The sequence below is a fragment of the Bradyrhizobium guangdongense genome (assembly GCF_004114975.1).
Classification (GTDB): Bacteria; Pseudomonadota; Alphaproteobacteria; order Rhizobiales; family Xanthobacteraceae; genus Bradyrhizobium; species Bradyrhizobium guangdongense.
Genome location: NZ_CP030051.1, coordinates 1293097 through 1310065, shown reverse-complemented (window position 1 = coordinate 1310065; position 16969 = coordinate 1293097). Strand labels below are relative to the sequence as shown.

17 protein-coding genes and 1 tRNA gene are annotated in these 16969 nt (G+C 57.8%); 9 read left to right on the top strand and 9 right to left on the bottom strand.

The window, feature by feature from the left end; all coding sequences use genetic code 11:
* The first annotated feature begins 74 nt into the window (after nt 1-74).
* Both X265_RS06275 and X265_RS06270 read left to right on the top strand, forming a co-directional pair.
* A tRNA-Leu gene (locus X265_RS06275) sits at nt 75-159 on the top strand.
* Nucleotides 160-370: 211 nt separating this feature from the next.
* Nucleotides 371-1741 (top strand): tyrosine-type recombinase/integrase, encoded by a 1371-nt coding sequence (locus X265_RS06270; RefSeq protein ID WP_006018774.1) that lies wholly within the window; start codon nt 371-373, stop codon nt 1739-1741.
* A gap of 445 nt (nt 1742-2186) precedes the next feature.
* Here X265_RS06270 and X265_RS06265 read toward each other — a convergent pair whose 3' ends face one another.
* Both X265_RS06265 and X265_RS06260 read right to left on the bottom strand, forming a co-directional pair.
* Nucleotides 2187-3068 carry an ImmA/IrrE family metallo-endopeptidase gene (locus tag X265_RS06265; RefSeq protein ID WP_006018773.1) on the bottom strand — a complete coding sequence of 294 codons (882 nt, stop codon included), beginning with the start codon at nt 3066-3068 and terminating at the stop codon, nt 2187-2189.
* A 10-nt stretch (nt 3069-3078) separates the two neighbouring features.
* Nucleotides 3079-3393, bottom strand: a complete 315-nt coding sequence (locus X265_RS06260) for a helix-turn-helix domain-containing protein (RefSeq protein WP_013500416.1) — start codon at nt 3391-3393, stop codon at nt 3079-3081.
* Between the two features lie 134 nt (nt 3394-3527).
* On the opposite strand from X265_RS06260, the gene X265_RS06255 reads away from it, so the two are divergent.
* From X265_RS06255 to X265_RS06240, 4 genes are read left to right on the top strand one after another with little or no spacing between them, the layout of a single operon-like run.
* A complete protein-coding gene (locus tag X265_RS06255) occupies nt 3528-3752 on the top strand; it encodes a DUF2188 domain-containing protein (RefSeq protein ID WP_006018771.1) in 225 nt (74 codons plus the stop codon).
* 5 nt (nt 3753-3757) lie between these two features.
* Complete coding sequence (locus X265_RS06250) at nt 3758-4774, top strand: CBASS cGAMP-activated phospholipase (RefSeq protein ID WP_006018770.1); 1017 nt, start codon at nt 3758-3760, stop codon at nt 4772-4774.
* A 38-nt stretch (nt 4775-4812) separates the two neighbouring features.
* Nucleotides 4813-5970 (top strand): nucleotidyltransferase domain-containing protein, encoded by a 1158-nt coding sequence (locus tag X265_RS06245; RefSeq protein WP_244659255.1) that lies wholly within the window; start codon nt 4813-4815, stop codon nt 5968-5970.
* Nucleotides 5971-6447 carry a type II CBASS E2 protein gene (locus X265_RS06240; protein WP_013500415.1) on the top strand — a complete coding sequence of 159 codons (477 nt, stop codon included), beginning with the start codon at nt 5971-5973 and terminating at the stop codon, nt 6445-6447.
* A 313-nt stretch (nt 6448-6760) separates the two neighbouring features.
* Here X265_RS06240 and X265_RS06235 read toward each other — a convergent pair whose 3' ends face one another.
* The 7 genes from X265_RS06235 to X265_RS06205 all read right to left on the bottom strand — a co-directional run bounded on the left by X265_RS06235 (nt 6761) and on the right by X265_RS06205 (nt 12985).
* Nucleotides 6761-6829, bottom strand: coding sequence for a DUF2274 domain-containing protein (locus tag X265_RS06235; protein WP_244438006.1), 69 nt, complete (start codon nt 6827-6829; stop codon nt 6761-6763).
* A gap of 76 nt (nt 6830-6905) precedes the next feature.
* The gene (locus X265_RS06230; protein WP_006018767.1) at nt 6906-8087 is read right to left on the bottom strand and encodes an NAD(P)/FAD-dependent oxidoreductase; all 1182 of its coding nucleotides are present in this window, start codon (nt 8085-8087) and stop codon (nt 6906-6908) included.
* Between the two features lie 146 nt (nt 8088-8233).
* A complete protein-coding gene (locus tag X265_RS06225; RefSeq protein ID WP_006018766.1) occupies nt 8234-8734 on the bottom strand; it encodes an aromatic-ring-hydroxylating dioxygenase subunit beta in 501 nt (166 codons plus the stop codon).
* Nucleotides 8735-8743: 9 nt separating this feature from the next.
* Entirely contained in the window at nt 8744-10078 is a 1335-nt protein-coding gene (locus X265_RS06220) for an aromatic ring-hydroxylating oxygenase subunit alpha (protein WP_237863165.1), read from the bottom strand.
* Between the two features lie 184 nt (nt 10079-10262).
* On the bottom strand, nt 10263-10604 hold the full coding sequence (locus tag X265_RS06215) for a non-heme iron oxygenase ferredoxin subunit (protein WP_006018764.1): 342 nt from the start codon (nt 10602-10604) through the stop codon (nt 10263-10265).
* Between the two features lie 35 nt (nt 10605-10639).
* On the bottom strand, nt 10640-11320 hold the full coding sequence (locus X265_RS06210) for a glutathione S-transferase N-terminal domain-containing protein (protein WP_006018763.1): 681 nt from the start codon (nt 11318-11320) through the stop codon (nt 10640-10642).
* A gap of 12 nt (nt 11321-11332) precedes the next feature.
* Nucleotides 11333-12985 carry an FAD-binding oxidoreductase gene (locus X265_RS06205; RefSeq protein WP_006018762.1) on the bottom strand — a complete coding sequence of 551 codons (1653 nt, stop codon included), beginning with the start codon at nt 12983-12985 and terminating at the stop codon, nt 11333-11335.
* A gap of 359 nt (nt 12986-13344) precedes the next feature.
* Here X265_RS06205 and X265_RS06200 point away from each other — a divergent pair, with 359 nt between their 5' ends.
* From X265_RS06200 to X265_RS06190, 3 genes are read left to right on the top strand one after another with little or no spacing between them, the layout of a single operon-like run.
* The gene (locus X265_RS06200; protein WP_230551318.1) at nt 13345-14313 is read left to right on the top strand and encodes an ABC transporter permease; all 969 of its coding nucleotides are present in this window, start codon (nt 13345-13347) and stop codon (nt 14311-14313) included.
* Nucleotides 14314-14317: 4 nt separating this feature from the next.
* Nucleotides 14318-15220 (top strand): ABC transporter permease, encoded by a 903-nt coding sequence (locus X265_RS06195; protein ID WP_006018760.1) that lies wholly within the window; start codon nt 14318-14320, stop codon nt 15218-15220.
* Nucleotides 15221-15277: 57 nt separating this feature from the next.
* The gene (locus X265_RS06190; protein ID WP_237863166.1) at nt 15278-16951 is read left to right on the top strand and encodes an ABC transporter substrate-binding protein; all 1674 of its coding nucleotides are present in this window, start codon (nt 15278-15280) and stop codon (nt 16949-16951) included.
* Nucleotides 16952-16969 lie beyond the last annotated feature (18 nt).

Genomic DNA, 16969 nt, shown 5'->3' with positions numbered 1-16969 from the left:
GGGTTGACCCCGCCCTTGCCATGGCTATAGTCCGCCGGCTTCGCGACGCCCTCCTCTGGAGGGGCCGACCGAGGGCCCCTGTGGCGGAACTGGTAGACGCGCTCGACTCAAAATCGAGTTCCGCAAGGAGTGCTGGTTCGATTCCGGCCAGGGGCACCAACCAGGCTGTTCAAGCCCGTTCCGAAACGTCCGCAACCGTCCGCACCGTGCTCGGAAAGCCTTGAAAAATAGGCACTTCCGCGTACGTTCTAGTTCGTCACCGTTTGTTCTCCTCCGATCCCAGCCGCCCGATTTGCTGGTATTTTTGCTGGTATCGGGAGAACAAACGTTCACGGCGACTTTCGCTTTGCCGAATGAAGGAATTGAGCCGATGGGCGGCAAGAACGACGGCGCGTGCGCCAATCCCAAGCAGATTAAGACCGACGTCGACTGCCGCGCCGCCCGACCGAAATTCGACAATGGCGCGTGGAGTCCCGCTAAGATTTCCGACGTGACCGGCGGCTGGCTCTATCTCTTCGTCACGCCGGACGTGAGCAGGCCCGGCAACGCTGCCTCCAAGCTCTGGCGGATGGACTACCGTTTCCACGGCCGCCAGAAAACCTACTCCATCGGCCCCTACGGCAACGGCAGGGATGGCACGTTCTCGCTCGCAGACGCGCGGCGCGAGCGCGACAAGGCCAAAGACCTGCTCAAGGAAGGCAAAGACCCGAGCATCGAGAAGCAGCTCGACAAGCACAAGCAGGCCGCCGCCCGGCCTTTCGCGCAATGGGCCGATGAGTGGCTCGCCAAGAAGAAGGTGGAGAAAGTCAAGCGCGGCAGGATCGTCGCAGTGCGCGACCCCAAGACCGTCGAGGTGCTCGAGCTGCGCGTCGGCTACGTCAAGGCTCGCTTCGGCAAGCTGTGCAGGCAGGACATCAAGCGTCCCGACGTGCTCGCTTTCATGCGTTCATATGAAGCAGAGGGAAGGCTGGAAACCCGGGACCGAGTGCGCAGCATCGGCGAGCAGATCTGCGACTATGCCGACGTCGAAGGCGACGGCTACAATCCATTCCGCAACCTGAATGGACAGATGATTGCCAACATTTCGACGCCGCGTCCCGGTGTCACCGAACCACGCGACGTCACGCGCGTCTTCAAACTTATCAGCGCACCGTGGACGAGAGCGAGATTTGGTGACGTCGTTGGCCTTGCCTTGCGCTTCAATGCGCTGACCATTCCCCGCCCCGGCATGGTCAATGAAATGGAATGGGGCGAGGTCGATTGGGATGCCAAACGCTGGACTGTTCCAGCTCCCAAGATGAAGACCGGTTGGGACCATGTTGTGCCCTTGTCACGACAGGCACTCGCGATCCTGCGTAGCGTCCAGAAGCTGACCGGCCATCGCCGGTACGCGTTTTCCTGCTCGAAGGACGCGCCGCTATCAAACAATACGCTCAACAAGCGCTTGCGGCTGCTTGGCATTGATACCAAGACTGATCATTGTGCCCACGGATTCCGGACCACGTTCTCGACTCTATCTCACCACGAAGAGATCAAGGACGCCAAGGCATGGGATGGCGATGTCGTCGAGCTGCAGCTCGCACATCTCGATAACTCTACTGTGGAAGGTCTCTACAAGAAGCACGGACCCCTCGCGCTGATCGGCTCGCGCACGAAGCTGATGCAGCATTGGGCTGATCGGATCGACCACTGGCTCGATCCCAAGAAGGTGATGCCGATCAAGGGAGGCGCGCAGGCTTGAGTCGCCTATCATCAGGCCTGTTAAGTTGCCCAATTCAACCCGTCGCAAAGCTCATGTGATAATCGTCGACGCTTGTGCATCTCGTGCTGGAAGGATCGATTTCGCATCCGTTGCATCGCGTTGCGCTTGTCCGCCTGAGATAACCGCAACAGCCGTTGTCGCCTAGATCCAATGCTTTGCCGTGGCTTCGAACGGCCGGATACAATGGAGAAGCAGTGCGACGGAGAGAGTGTCAGTCAGCCCCCGCTGAAAGATAAAGCATTTTCGACCTTCCTGGACTACGGCCACGTCCGAAATATCATCTCCGGCAGCCGAAATTACCGGAAGGGTCATAATACTGTTTCGAAGAGGGGATGGTTGCGGGGGGTGCAACACCCGTATTAGTTCGAGGGCAATCCCACGGCCCGCAGCATGGCCCTGCTAATCGGCCCAATGTCGGATGTGGCTACCGGCCATAAGCGAAGCGGGGTGTCCAGCTTCGCTCCAATTCAGCATCCTCATCCTCCTCATCGAGAGGGGCTTCGGGCAGCCCCTCGCTGGTCAACACGGTCAAGGTGTAGCCGTATTTGCCAAGGCCGATGATCTCTTCATCAAGAGTGATCCGACCCGGGCCGTCGAACCATGTCGCCAAGTCGGTTTCACCAACGGCGCGTTCGGCGCGAAGGACATTCGCCGCATCCGCGTTGAACCTCTGCGTCGCTCCGTCGGGCAAAGGAGCGCCTTTTCGCAAGAACGCTAGCTTGCCGAGATTCTTGAAAGACTCCGAGGTAAACGCATATGCGATCTCGTTGCCCTTGCTGACGATGATCGCCATCGGATAGCTGCCGCACTCCGCGGCCCGAATCGCGGCAGCCGTGATCGAACAATGGGCCTTCTCAGCCAGCTTGAGAATGCCGTCGAGGCCGATCTGATAATTGGAGAGCAGGTTGCGTGTGAGATTGGACGGCAAGAGAAGGCCGCTGGCGAAGTGGTCAGCCTCCAGCTCGATCGACGTATTCTGTGTAAAATTGGCGCGGGACATGTGCGCGCCGCCGGCCTTGATAATCTCCTCGGGATGGCCCGGCAGGAACCAATGCCCCAGCTCATGGCCAATGGAGAAATTCTCGAAGCCTTCGTTGCCGTGCTCGGTGGAGTAGATGATGGTGGCCGAATCACCGGCGAAGATGATCGCGCCGGACACGCCCGTCACTTCGGCTGGTTTCGCCTGGATGACAATATCCCTGGCCTTGGCGATCTCTCGAGGTCTAACTGGAAACTGATTGAAGCCAAATTCCTCAGCGACCTTTTCGCCGTGCTGGGTTGCCATCTTCAACCGAAAGCCCGCCATGTTTCGCCCCCTATTTCTTGTCCTTAATCATTGTGTCGATGATGTTCTGAATAAAAAGTCGATCTTTTGCGCTCAGCTTGTCTTCGTCGCGAAAGGCGGTCGTCGCGGCTTGCGCCCCGAGTAGGTAGTCGGCCGAGACCTTCAGCGCCTTCGCGAGCGCTCGCACGTTGTCGAACGACGGCTTGCGGCGCCCAGCCTCAAAATGGGCGATGGCCGAAGGTTGCATGCCGGCTTCCCTGGCCAGTTCGGATTGGCTTAGCTCCCGCGTTTCGCGCGTTTTGCGCAGGCGAGAGGCGAAGTCTTTTGGTGCGCTTGACTCGGCCATGACAGATCGTATAGAGTTCCATGTCTAGATCGTCGACAGCCCCGCGGGGCTATTTCTTCGGCTCAGGCTATGACAGAGCGTATAGCTACTTATTACGATTTGCGAATCAGGTCAAGGAATCAGGAGTTGTGAGCATGGCAGGCAAGAATCAGCATGTCGTTCCGCACGGTGACGAATGGGCCGTGCGTGGCGAAAGGAATGAGAGGGCAACCTCGATCCATCCGACCCAGGGAGATGCCGAACGGGCTGCACGGGAGATCGCGATCAACCAGCAGAGCGAAGTCGTCATTCATCGGCCGGACGGTCGGATTCGCGACAAGAATTCCTACGGGCACGATCCCTATCCTCCGAAGGGCTAAGCGACATGACGCAGGTTGCAGTTCCTTCAGATAAACCGCCGATTCGTCGAATTCTCTCGATTGACGGCGGCGGCATCATGGGAACGCAGCCGGCGTCCTTTCTTACGTCTCTGGAAGAGGATCTCGACCGGCCCATCGGAGAGTATTTCGATCTGATCGCAGGAACGTCCACGGGCGGCATTCTGGCGATCGGATTGGCGATGGGTCTTCCCGCGCGTGATCTCCTTGACCTCTATGTCCGTCGCGGCCCACACATTTTTGGACAGTCGGGCGGCGCTCTGGCGAGCTTCGCCGGCGACGCGTGGCGTCGCCTCAAGCACATCGTCACCCCGAAGCATGACGCTGATCTGCTGCGGAGCGAACTCTCTACAGTTCTCGGCAGCAGGCGCATTGGGGATGCGAGAACGCGACTGGTGATTCCCGCATGGGATGCCGACCATCGCGGTGTCTATATTTTCAAGACAGCGCATCATCCCCGCCTCAAGACCGATTACAAGCGCCTCGCCGTCGATGCCGCGATGGCGACGGCCGCCGCGCCCACCTACTACAAGCGCCACCGGACCGCCGAGGATGTCGGTCTGCTCGACGGCGGCGTATGGGCCAACAACCCGATCGCGTTGGCGGTGGTCGAGGCCGTCACTTTGCTCGACTGGCCGGCCAGCAGTCTGCGAGTGCTGAGCCTGGGCTGCGTCAACGAGGTCTACATGATCGGCGAGGCGCCTGGTTGGGGCGGTCTCGCAAAGGATGTGACCCGCCTGTTCATGGACGGCCAGTCGCATGGCGCGCTTGGTATGGCGAAGTTGCTTACCGGCCATCAATACGAACGTGAGGCGATTTTCCGGTGCTGCCCGGATGTGCCGAAGGATTTCTTCAATCTCGATGACACGCGCAAGATCGCGCAACTCAAAGGCATGGGCGCCTCATCAGCTCGTAAGGAGCGTCCTCGCATTGAACCCGTTTTTCTGACGGAAACTGCCGAATCGTTCAAACCTATCTACACCGTGAAAGGAATTGAGCCATGAATCAGATGTTCACGGCGCCTCCCCAGACGCATCTGCTTTTGCGCAAAGCCGAGGTTTACTCGCTCCTCGATCAGATTTGCCAAGCGCTGGAGTTGACCGCTGCTCAGCTTGAGGCTGCGCGGACGAGCTACGAGGCTGTCGCGGAATGGCTCTCCGGGTCGGACAACCCTCTTCTGAAGTGGATCGATATTTATGCTCACGGCTCGACCGGCCTCGGCACGACGGTCAAACCGATCGGGCGCGAAGATTTCGACGTCGATCTCATCTGCAAGGTGCTGCGCTTTACCGCTGACCGGCCACCGGCAGAGTTGAAACGCATTGTCGGCGATCGCCTGAAGGAGAACGCGCGCTACGCTGCCATGCTCGAAGAGAAGAAGCGCTGCTGGCGCTTGAACTACGCACGCGAATATCATCTCGACATCTCGCCGACGATCAACAATGCCAAATGCGCCAACGGCGGCGAATTGGTTCCCGACAAGAAGCTGCGGGAATTCAAACCGACGAATCCGAAAGGCTACAAGGCGCTCTTTGAACGCAGGGCAGCCCTAATCCCCACCTTGCGGATGCAAAAGGCTCTCGCTGCCGAGGACCGTGCGGCCGTCGAGCCCTTCCCTGTGCATGGCACCGCCAAAGGCATCCTGCGGCGGACGGTGCAGATCCTCAAGCGGCATCGTGATGTGCATTTCCTGGAAGTCGTCGAGGAGATCGCACCGATCTCCATCATCATCACCACGCTCGCGGCACAGTCGTATGAGTATTGCGTCAAGAGCTTTGTTTTCGATTCCGAACTTGACGTTCTGATCGCGACCATTCGGTTGATGCCACACTTCATCGATAAGCCGGTCGTCAATGGTCGGCGGATCTATGTGGTGGCCAACGAAACCACGGTCGGCGAGAACTTCGCCGAGCGCTGGAATACTGAGCCGGCTCGCGCCGCCGCCTTCTACGAGTGGCATGCGAAGGCACTGGCGGACTTCGAGGCCCTTCCGGATTTGCAGGGCATCGACGTTATCGGCAAGAGCTTGGAAGGAAGCCTCGGGAGTTCGGTCGTTCGCAAAGTTATCGATGCTCGCACCGACAGCATTTCGCAGGCACGCACGGCCAAGAAGCTCTACGTCGCGCCGACGGTCGGGCTCACGCTGTCCAGCGCGGCCAATGCGACGCCGGTTCGCTCCAACACGTTCTTCGGTGACTAGGTGTTTTCGCGTGACCGCCCAGACCTGACGCCCGCGCAGCAGTTTATGTTTCTGCGCGCCAATCCCATCTGTACGGGGACAGGCCGGCTGCACGCGACTGGCTTTATTTGGGATTATCGTGACAGGCCGACGCCCCTTAGCCGTGAATACTCCATGCGCATTACATTTCAGCGGGGCGAAACACCAAGCGTCTTCGTCACGGACCCCGAGCTTTCGGCTTTGGCGGGTGAGCGGCCCCTGCCGCACGTCTATCATGATCCCCTGCGCCTGTGCCTCACGTTGCCAGGAACGCGCGAGTGGACCGGCACGATGCGGATCGATCAGACATTCGTACCCTGGGCCACAACGTGGCTTTACTATTTCGAGGACTGGCTGATCTCCGACGACTGGAAGGGCGGCGGCAAGCACCCCGATCCGACGGATAACGAGCGTTATGGTCGACGGGTGCGTCGCGCGACGCGGCAACCGAGGATCTGACGGCTATATTACAATACATGCGGCGTCCCCTTCTGCTTTGATGCTATCTACCTTAACTGACAACTTCCTCTCGCCTTCCGGCCCCTTATCCGCCGCCATGACGCACTTGAACATCGGCGGGACCAGCTTAGCCGGATCGGGAAGGCGCGGCTGCGAACGCGGTCCCGGCTAGAGCTTCGGAATAGGCAACGAAAACTGCGCATGGCGCGGGCCCAAACCGGCTTTACTATTCGGCCTATTGGAGAGCCGACAATGGGAACCCCGCTCTGACTCTTTCCTGAGGATGCTCTCCGAGGGCTACCCTTCGGCTCGCTTAGCGAAATGACGCACTCGGCGAGCCTTCAAAAAAGCTTCTGTCCGTCGCCATGAACCGCGCCAACATAGGCGCAATGAGTTTGGTCGAAGCCAAGCATATCGCTCGGTATCTCGGTTCTCATGATGAACACGTAATAGGAGCGCTATCTGGCGGCTCTATTGAGCAGTTTCTCTGGAATGATTCCGTCATGAAGCAAGGCACGCTTTAGCATCGAAATATCACGGCCGTTGTTCACCGCGATTGCGCCGGCAATTTTATCGTGACTATCGAGGAAGATTGCCGTCCAATTGTTCGTTTCAGGATCGTCCAGCACGACACTGCGGTCAGCATTTTGCAGCACTCCTAACGACTGAATGTTGTGTCCAAACTGGTCCGACCATAGCCACGGCGGCTCCGCATAATGCGAGTCAATCCCTGCCATGGATTTCGCCGCGACCAGCGATTGGCCCGAGGCCACCTTCCAGGACTCAAGTCGCTGACGAAACGCGCCGCCTAAGACGGGGTGTGACGTCACCTCTCCCGCAGCGAAGATCGCCGGATCAGATGTCTGGCAGCGATCATCCACGACAATACCATCATCGACGTCCAGCCCCGCGTCCGATGCAAGTTGGGTGTTGGGTTGAACCCCGATCCCGACAACGACTGCGTCGACATCTGCGAATGCATTCCAGCGCAATCGCAACGAACCATCATCCTGATGATGAATTGAATCGATCTTTGAGCCAAATTCGAACTGGACTCCGTTCAGGCGATGCAATTTCTCAGCCCAACGGCTCAGGATAGCAGGCATGCCGCGAGATAGTATCCGATCCGTCATCTCAAACAGAAAAACCTCGCAGGCCATCGCTCGAGCGGCGGCAGCAACCTCTAACCCAATGAACCCGCCGCCGATCACAGCAATTCGACGCGATTCCCGAAGCACGGATTTCAAGCGAACCGCGTCTTCAAGCGTTCGCAGATAGAGAATTTTCGAGCTTTGCCCGACGCTATCCGGCAATTTTCTCGCCCGCGATCCGGTCGCGAGGAGTAGCCGATCGTAAGCATAAGCATTTCCGCAAGCGGTTAGAATTTCGGAGCGGTTTCGATCGATCTGCGTCGCGGTTTGTCCGGGATGATACGAAATACCGTTCTCATGATAGGTCTCCGCGTTTGCCAGATAGCGCGGTGCGCCCTCGCCAAGGACTTCTTTGGACAGCGGCGGGCGATCATACGGCAGGCCGAGTTCGTCTCCGAGAATATCGATCTTGGCTTGTGGCGCCAACTCGCGAAGATGCACGGCGGCTGTGTGCCCCGCGAGGCCTGCTCCGACAATCACAAAACGCATTTTAGCGCTCCCTGTAGGGGAAGGGCACATTCGGCGCGCCCGTCCTCCTTATCCGCCGTTGACAGGCGCCGAGCACTCTCACATTCAATACCTTCAGCCGAAGGCTAGTTGGCAGATTCTGCTGATATTCATCTGCGACGCACTTGCTAGACGCTGTAGAAATCGAGCGCAGTGGCCATTTGATCGTTCGTAAGGGAAATCTTTTTGAATCCGATCAGCCAAGCCTCTCCAAGACGGCGCAGCCGAAATTCAAGGCGTCCGAAGTTGGTATGGCTTTTACAAGCGCGCGGATCGTACGTATGAACCGTGAAGCAGGCATTTCCCTCGATCGAATCCGTCGAGGCCGCATCGACCATGATGTTCGTATAGGAATGAACCGTGCGCGGAAGCGGCATCGCCGTGATGGACTTTCGCGACTGTATCCTGTCAATTCGGTCACTCAGCCCATATGAGTTCTCATGATATATCATTGAAAGCTCGCGGTTCGGATTGGACGTCGTCTCGTACTCGTCCTTCCAGGCCGGCACCCAGAAAATCGCATCGTCAGCGTAGAGCTTGACCCAATCGCGGAATTTCTTCTGATCCAGAAGTCTTGCCTCCGTGAAGAGAACGCGAGTAGCAATCTTCAGGTAATCATCCTCTGACATGTCGCTAACCTAGCCTTCCGAGGGATCACGAGTCATAAGGCGCAGCCATTCCCGGTAACCGGAATGAAAGCATGTCTCATCGCCGAACAGGGGCGCTCCATAGGTCCACCGATCAGGTGAAACCTGCAATTCGGAAGAGTAGTTGAGTGCCTCGCCGGACTTCGGCCTCAAGCCTCGCGCATACCCCTGCGTAGGACCAGCGAAACGAGCTCCGTAGCCGGTCTGGCAAAGCTCGTACATGACGTTGTCGTCGGACGTCGCAAGACCGCTCGGATTGAAGAAATCCTCATACAGACGGATGCGAACGCGGCGCGCCTCGTCACTTTCACCAACTGGGGCAAGACAGTGAGACGTAATCTCCGTCTTGTCCGGAGCCAATGGCCGCCACGTCCGCAACTGCAGCGTGCCGATATCAACGATCTGCAGGTTAGGATAAATCGTGAGATTGCGCTGACGAAACATCCACTTGAGCTTGTCTTCCCGAGTCTGCCCCTGAACCGTCGACAGAAGTTTGCCATCCTGATTGAGAGGGCGGAGCTTATAAACCCTTGACGCATGAATGGACCACATCATCGCGTGCCCCCTCGCCAGGCTGAAGCTTCCTTGCGCGTCGGGGTCGGTCTCTGTCGGATTCCACGGCTTTACTTCTAGCGGTCCTCTCCGCACTTCACGCTTCTTGAGAACGTCGATATACGAACTGTGCGTTGAAGCGAAGTGGTAATAATCAAGCCCGTTCTCGAACTGAAGCTTCCAATTGGCGTCGAACGTGTAGCTTACGTTTCCGTCAACGAACTCCAGCCCTTCGATGCCCTGATCGACAACGAGATCGATAAACGCGCGCGCGTCACCAAGATGCTCCTCTAGCGTCGGCACGTCGGGCGACACGCTTGCAAACAGAAGCCCTCGATAGCTTGCAATCTTGGGAACAGGCTTGAGGCCATGATCATCCGCAAGAAAGGACGGCGGATACTGGCCATCCTTCTCATCGGTCATCGAAACATTCTTGCCGGCACTATCGTACGACCACCCATGATAGCGACAAACATGGAATTTCTGATTGCCCTTCTTAAAGGGGCAAACGATCGCCCCGCGGTGGCGACAGGTGTTAAAGAAGCATCGAATTTCTCCAGTCCCGTCCTTTGTAATCAGGACGGGGTGGCGCCCGATGTACGTCGTCACGAAGTCATTCGGCTTGCGTAACTGACTTTCCAGCCCGACGAAAACCCAAGTCCCCTCGAAAACGTGAGTAAGTTCGCGCTCAAAAATATCCTGGTCGGTGAACACCGTCCGATCTACCCGAAATATTCCGTCATCGGGTCGATCGTCCAGCAGCTTCGAAACCATTTCGGGTGTGATTGGCCCACCTCTGACACCACCGTCGCTCGGCCTCACAGGGCTGGGTACTTCCGACCTGAAGCTGGTCAATTCGACCTCCTCTATTTTTCTTGTAGCAAAGCGGAGCGGCTATTTCGGACGAGATGGGGGCGTCACACAAAATGGCGACATCGTCGCCCCCCTTGCCGTTAAGTTAGGTTGACGCGTCGGGATTAGACGGTGCCGAGGTGACATCGATTTCCACAGCATCACCGGCGACACGAACAGGATAGGTTGCCAGGGCCGTTTCTGCTGGTGAGGTCAACGCCGCGCCCGTTCGAACATCGAAGCGGGCGCCATGAAGCGGGCACTCGATCTCGTAACCATCGAGCCAACCGTCGGACAGAAGTGCATAGGCATGAGTACAAACGTCAGACGTGGCAAAATACTCTTCGCCGCAGCGGTAGAGCGCAACTTTGCATCCGTTGATATTGAGCTGCTGAATGCTGTCATCCGACACATCTTTCGTAAGAGCGGCTTTTACCCAGTTAGTCATTCGAGTCGACGCTCGCTTTTGGATTGTTGCGAACTTCAGTTCTTTCCGAACATATTCTTCCAGGCCTCGGTGCCCGGCTTCGCTTCCCATTGTTTGCTGTCGGACAACGTATTTATGCCCGCCCTAACCCCCGGACGGTCTTTGATCGCCTGGTACCATCGATCAATGTTCGGGTACTCCGACAAGTCACGTCGATGCAGCTTTCGCGTGCGAACCCAAGGGAATGTGCTGATGTCAGCGATGGAATACTCGCCGGCGAGATATTCAAATTCGCCAAGGCGCTTCTCGAGAATGTTGTATATTCGACCAACTTCCCGATCATAACGTTCGATCGCGTAATCGATCTTCTCAGTCGCATACACCATGAAGTGGTGCGCTTGGCCCAGCATTGGACCCATCGTCGTATTCTGAAATACAAGCCACTTTAGCGTATCGTAGCGCTTTTCAGGATCCTGAGAGAGAAATCTACCGGACTTTTCCGCGAGATAGATAAGAACGACCGCGGATTCAAAAACTGCATATGGCTTGTTGTGCGGGCCATCGTGATCCACGATGGCCGGCACTTTGTTATTTGGATTGATCTTCAGAAATTCCGGATGAAACTGCTCACCTGCCGTTATATCAACCGGAACTACACGATACTCCAAGTCCAACTCTGCCAGCATTATGGCTGCTTTATACCCGTTCGGGGTTGGCCAGAAGTATAGATCAATCATCGCAGAGGACTCCTATCCGACGATCTTGAGCCCTGCTGGCTTGTCAACGATCAGCCCAGGGTTCAACATCCACTTCGGGTCCAGTTCGGTCTTGGCGGCTGCCAGCACACGGCGGAACAACGGATCGACTTCCTTGTCGTACCAAGGACGGAACGATTTTCCGACAGCATGGTGGTGCGTGATGGTTGCGCCGAGTTCGATTAGCGCGTCCGACGCAACGTCGTGGAGCATCTTATAGGCTTCAAGGCTGTTGGCGTGCGTCGAAGGAGCCATGATCGAATAGTAAGGAGCCGGGCCGTCCGGATACAGGAAGGAGAACCTGCGGCAGACGATGCCGCCGCCAAGATTTTCCTTCTGGGCCTTCCGGATGCGACGCATGATCTCGGTATCGACTTCTTCGAACCGATCCCAAGTGTAGGCAGTTTCGAACGTGAAGCTGACGATTCCCATCGCTGCGCGCGTATGCATCAACCGGGGCAGATATCTGAACTGGTGCCGCCAGTTACCCTGCGGCCCGCTACGGCTGGTCTCCAGCGCGTTGTCCGCAGTTCCCGCCTGTTGCTTCACGACGCCACCGAAGTCCTTGCAGATTTCGAGACTACGCTCCAGCCACGCGTCCACCGGATGGTCGGCGGATTCGAAGCCCAGCAACAGGACCGAATCGGTGCCGTCTCCAGCGCCGTAGAATTTGGCGTCCTGCTCGTCCAGATAGCGACAGTTCGCCGGGAACAGTCCTGCTTGGGTGATCTGACGGACGGCCTTGGCACCCTGATAGAACGTCTTGAAGGAGATCGACGCATTCGCACGGAATTTCACACGCCCCTGTAGACGCATCCATGCATCGGTGATGATGCCCAGCGAGCCCTCAGACCCGATGAACAGCCGATCCGGATTGGGTCCCGCACCCGAGCCTGGCAGGCGGCGGTTCTGGATCGTTCCCGCCGGGGTGACCACGCGCAGGCTTTCCACCATGTCGTCAATATGCGTGAGATGGGTCGCATAGTGACCGGACGAGCGGGTTGCGATCCAACCGCCCAGCGATGAGAATTCCCACGATTGCGGAATATGGCGCAAGGTGAGGCCATGCGGCTTCAGTTGTTCTTCCAGAGCCGGACCGAGAATGCCCGCCTGGATCCGCGCGCAGCGCGACACGGGGTCGACTTCGAGAATCTTGTTGAGGTTGCCCAAGTCGATTACGACGACCCCGGGAAAGGCGTCGCGCTCGGGACCCCAGAAGCCGCCGGTGACGCTCGATCCGCCGCCATACGGGATGCATGCATAACTATTTTCCCCGCACCAGTCGAAGATGGCAGCGATGTCTTCTTCGTCGCGCGGATAGGCCACGACGTCCGGAGCCTTCTTGAAATCGCGCCGGTAGATAAGGGTCATGTCCTTGAAACCCTTACCGTACGTATGAACAATTCTGTCCCATTTTTCCGAGGTACAGAAATCCTCCAGCGTTCGCGGGATCTTTATGCGCGACGCATAAAGTTCAATCTCGTCCAGAGTCGGGTCTGACAGAATTTCGATGTCTTTAATTCCAAGCCGCTGCTCCACGCGGTCTCGCATGGTTCGGATTTCGTCCTTGGAATTAGCTTCACCTTCATATCCCCACGACCAGAACTTCCTTCGCTGGCCGTAGTAGCCACTCTTTTCCTTCGCCACAGCGCTTCTCCTTCGAGATTTTCGACGTAAATCAACCATCCAGGTGCGCATGCGTTTTGGTAGACATCGCGATCTGGTTCGACCAAATTGGCATATCCAATTCGGTCGGTCAATGGTTCTCGGAGTAGATAAGCACCCCGGAGCTACGCCACCGCGACAACATTCGCCTTGACACCGCCGCCAAGAGCACGCTTGAATGGTATGACCAGATTGGATGTGCCAGATTGCAACTGATCTGCAAATAGAGAACTCACCTCATTTTTTGATGAGCGGGCGTTCAGCGGCCTTTTTCACATAGAGAGGGACAAGAGCGTGGTGCTGTCGGACCAAGCCAATCTGCATGGTGAGCGCGCCCTCCAATGGACCGCGTCATGCTGAGATATCTAATTCGTCGCCTTGTCGCCCTTGTGCCGACGTTCCTGTTAGCGAGCGTTATTGTGTTCTCGGCCATTCGCCTGATACCGGGAAACACGATCGACATGATGATGTCGCAGAACGACATCTCGGCCAGCGTCCAGACCCGCGAAGATCTTATCAAGGCACTCGGGCTCGATCAGCCGGTCCTTGTACAATATTGGCACTGGATCAGCTCGATTGTGTTCCACGGAGATTTCGGTCGCTCGCTTTGGACGGGAGATAGCGTCACCCGCCTCGTCGCCGAGCGCATGCCGATTACTCTGTATCTAGGCGTGCTGGCCATGATATTCGCGCTCTTGATCGCGCTGCCCGTCGGGATCATCTCGGCGATCCGGCAAAACAAGCCGGTCGATTATCTCGGCCGTGTCTTTGCCATCACGGCCCTGTCCGTCCCGCCTTTTTGGCTCGGGACATTAGTGGTGGTCGTGCCGGCGATGCTCTGGGGGATCGCTCCGACCGTGCAATATGTTCGGCTGACCGACGATCCCCTCCTTAGCCTCCGCCAGATGGTGCCGCCCGCCATCGTCCTCGGCATCGCCTTGTCGGGAGTGACGATGCGGATGACCCGCACCATGGTCCTCGAAGTCATGCGCCAGGATTATGTCCGTACAGCTTGGAGCAAGGGTCTCGACGAGCGGACGGTCGTCCTGCGCCATGTCCTCAAAAACGCGCTTCTGCCGGTCATAACCATCGTCGGGTTGCAGTTGCCCCTGCTGATCGGTGGCGCGGTCGTGATTGAGCAGATCTTCGTGATCTCCGGTATGGGCCAACTACTCCTGATGGCGGTGTCGCAGCGGGACTATCCGGTCATTACGGGCATCTTTCTTCTCGTGGGCGTCGGCGTAATGACGATCAACCTGCTCGTCGACATCAGCTACGCCCTCCTAGATCCCAAGATTCGTCAGGGCTGAACGCATGACTATCGAGTCACCTCTGAAGATCGAAACAGGTCCCGGGCGAGGCGCTTGGGCAGCACCCGTCAGGACTTTCTTCAGTCGCCTTTTTAAGCAGGATATCCTCGGAACGGTTTGCGCCGGCCTTCTCGCCGCGATCGTGGTCTGCGCACTCTTGGCACCTTGGATCGCACCGTACGACTTCGACGCGATCGACCTTACATCGCTGATGCAAGGGCCGTCCTGGTCGCACCACCTCGGCACAGACGAACTCGGACGCGACATCCTCAGCCGCATCATCTATGGAGCCCGTACTTCCGTTATCGTCTGTATCACCGCCGCGCTGCTATCGCTCGCCCTATCGGTCACGCTCGGGGTTCTGTCCGGGTATTTCGGCGGACGTCTCGATGCCCTGGTTCAGCGGTTCGTCGATACCTGGCAGAGCTTTCCCGACCTAATCGTGCTGATCGCGGGCGTCGCGGTTCTCGGCCCCGGGATCGTGCAGATCATCGCCCTCCTCGGCATCCTCTACGGCGTTGCCGGTTCGCGCATCGTACGCGGCGCGGTCCTGTCGGCGCGCGAGCAACTGTACGTGCAGGCGGGCCATTCCTTCGGCGCCGGTAACTGGCACATTATTCTCCGGCACATCCTGCCGACGATCGCCGCGCCCCTCATCGTGCTTTACACCACGCGCCTCGGCGGCGTGATCCTGGCCGAATCGAGTCTCAGCTTCCTTGGTCTTGGTGTGCCACCGCCCGCACCCGCGTGGGGCCGTATGCTGAGCGATGCCCGCCCTTACATGTTCGAGAACGTCTGGATGGTCGCGGCCCCTGGCCTCGCGATAACTCTGATCGTTTTTTGCGTGAACATCTTCGGAGACTCTCTCCGCGATCTTCTCGATCCACGCGGAATAGTGCGCAATTGAGCGAAAAACCATAACACTAAGGAGGAGCAAGGAATGGTAGGCCGACATCTCGGAACTATGGCGGTTATCGCGCTCGGGACTGTGATTGCGACCCAAGCCGTGAGCGCCCAGGAACCCAAATACGGTGGCACGCTGACCATCGTTCCTTACTCCCCGGGGATTGCGGCGTTGTCGTGGGATCCCGCCGACTGGAACTGGAAGGTCTCTATCGATGCTGGGCCCTACATGGAGCAGTTGATGGTGGGCGATCTAAGCAAAGGCGTACGTGGCGGCGGGAAGAACAACTTTTTCAGCGAGGCCTGGCTCAGCGACGACGTGCTGCGCGGCGAACTCGCAGAGAGCTGGGAGGTCGTCGACAAACCGCTCTCGATCGTTATCAACCTGCGCAAGAACGTGAAATGGCAGGCCTGCAAAGGCATCATGGAAGCGCGCGACTTTACCGCCAAAGACGTCGTGTTCGCGTATAACCGTCTCGTCGCTAGTCCGAAGGCGAACAAAGTCTATTTTTCCTTCATCGACAGGGCCGAGGAGACGGGACCGCACCAGGTGACCTTCTTCCTGAAGGAGTACAACTCGGAGTGGAAGTACCGCCTCGGCTACGGCTATTACGCCGGCATCTATCCCAAAGAGATCACGGAGGCCCCTAACGGCGGTGCTGGCAACTGGCAGAATGCCTGCGGCACGGGTCCCTTCCGGTTGACGCGGTATGAGGCCGGGGCCTTCGGGGATTATCAGGCTAACAAGGAGTACTGGGACCGCGAGACGATCGACGGCAAACCTTACAAGATCCCATTCGTCGATAACCTTGTGATGCGGACGATCGGGGATTCACAGACACGCCTAGCCGCCTTCCGCACCGGCAAGATCGATGTCATGGCGAATATCAACTGGGACGAACTCAAGTCACTGGCGCCGATCCAAGATAAAATCAAAGTCATCGAACACCCCGACTATGCGGGTGAGGCACTGGCAATGCGGGTCGATGCACCACCCTTCGACAACCCGAAGGTGCGTCTCGCCTTGAATCTCGCGGTCGACCGGGCCGCCATCTCGAAGCAGATCTATGGCGGCCACGCCGACTTTCCGCACCTGCCGATGGACGAAACTTGGGAAGGCTATTTCACGCCGCCCGAAAAGATGCCGAACGATGCCCGGGAGGTTCTCCAGTACGATCCGGCCAAGGCCAAGAAGCTCCTCGCCGAAGCGGGTCTTGCGAATGGTTTCGAGTTCAAGGCACAGGTTCCGAGCTTCCCTGAGCAGCTAAAGAAAGCGCAGATTGTAGCCGGATATCTGTCGGCAATCGGCGTAAAGATGACCATCGAGCCAAAGGAGTATGGAGCGTTTCTCAGTCTGATGACCACCGGCAAGCACGGCCCCGGCTATTGGCATTTCGCAGGCATGAGCAATCCGACGGCCTCAATCGAGAAACTGTACCGGTCCTCTTCCGTCTGGAATTCGGCCCGCGTCAACGACCCGAAGGTCGATGCGGCACTCGACACCATCCAGCAGGAGAGGGACCCGGACAAGGTCAAGAAGGGCGTCGCCGCGCTCACCAATGAGATGACCGCGCGAGCGCCATTCCTGTTTCTGCCCAGGCCGCGCTCGTTCACGGTATGGTGGCCGTGGGTCAAGAATTACTATGGTGAGATTTCGGTCTCCGCTCGGCGTGATGCGCCGGTCTGGGCGCGCGCTTGGATCGATCAGGATCTAAAGAAGTCGATGGGCTTCTGATCGATGCACGGAACTTTG

Coding starts and splice junctions, on each gene's coding strand:
- X265_RS06210 (WP_006018763.1), bottom strand. CDS start 11,320: ATGATTGATCTATACTTCTGGCCAACCCCGAACGGGTATAAAGCAGCC.
- X265_RS06195 (WP_006018760.1), top strand. CDS start 14,318: ATGACTATCGAGTCACCTCTGAAGATCGAAACAGGTCCCGGGCGAGGC.
- X265_RS06260 (WP_013500416.1), bottom strand. CDS start 3,393: ATGGCCGAGTCAAGCGCACCAAAAGACTTCGCCTCTCGCCTGCGCAAA.
- X265_RS06200 (WP_230551318.1), top strand. CDS start 13,345: ATGGACCGCGTCATGCTGAGATATCTAATTCGTCGCCTTGTCGCCCTT.
- X265_RS06270 (WP_006018774.1), top strand. CDS start 371: ATGGGCGGCAAGAACGACGGCGCGTGCGCCAATCCCAAGCAGATTAAG.
- X265_RS06220 (WP_237863165.1), bottom strand. CDS start 10,078: ATGGTTTCGAAGCTGCTGGACGATCGACCCGATGACGGAATATTTCGG.
- X265_RS06215 (WP_006018764.1), bottom strand. CDS start 10,604: ATGACTAACTGGGTAAAAGCCGCTCTTACGAAAGATGTGTCGGATGAC.
- X265_RS06230 (WP_006018767.1), bottom strand. CDS start 8,087: ATGCGTTTTGTGATTGTCGGAGCAGGCCTCGCGGGGCACACAGCCGCC.
- X265_RS06190 (WP_237863166.1), top strand. CDS start 15,278: ATGGCGGTTATCGCGCTCGGGACTGTGATTGCGACCCAAGCCGTGAGC.
- X265_RS06255 (WP_006018771.1), top strand. CDS start 3,528: ATGGCAGGCAAGAATCAGCATGTCGTTCCGCACGGTGACGAATGGGCC.
- X265_RS06265 (WP_006018773.1), bottom strand. CDS start 3,068: ATGGCGGGCTTTCGGTTGAAGATGGCAACCCAGCACGGCGAAAAGGTC.
- X265_RS06225 (WP_006018766.1), bottom strand. CDS start 8,734: ATGTCAGAGGATGATTACCTGAAGATTGCTACTCGCGTTCTCTTCACG.
- X265_RS06250 (WP_006018770.1), top strand. CDS start 3,758: ATGACGCAGGTTGCAGTTCCTTCAGATAAACCGCCGATTCGTCGAATT.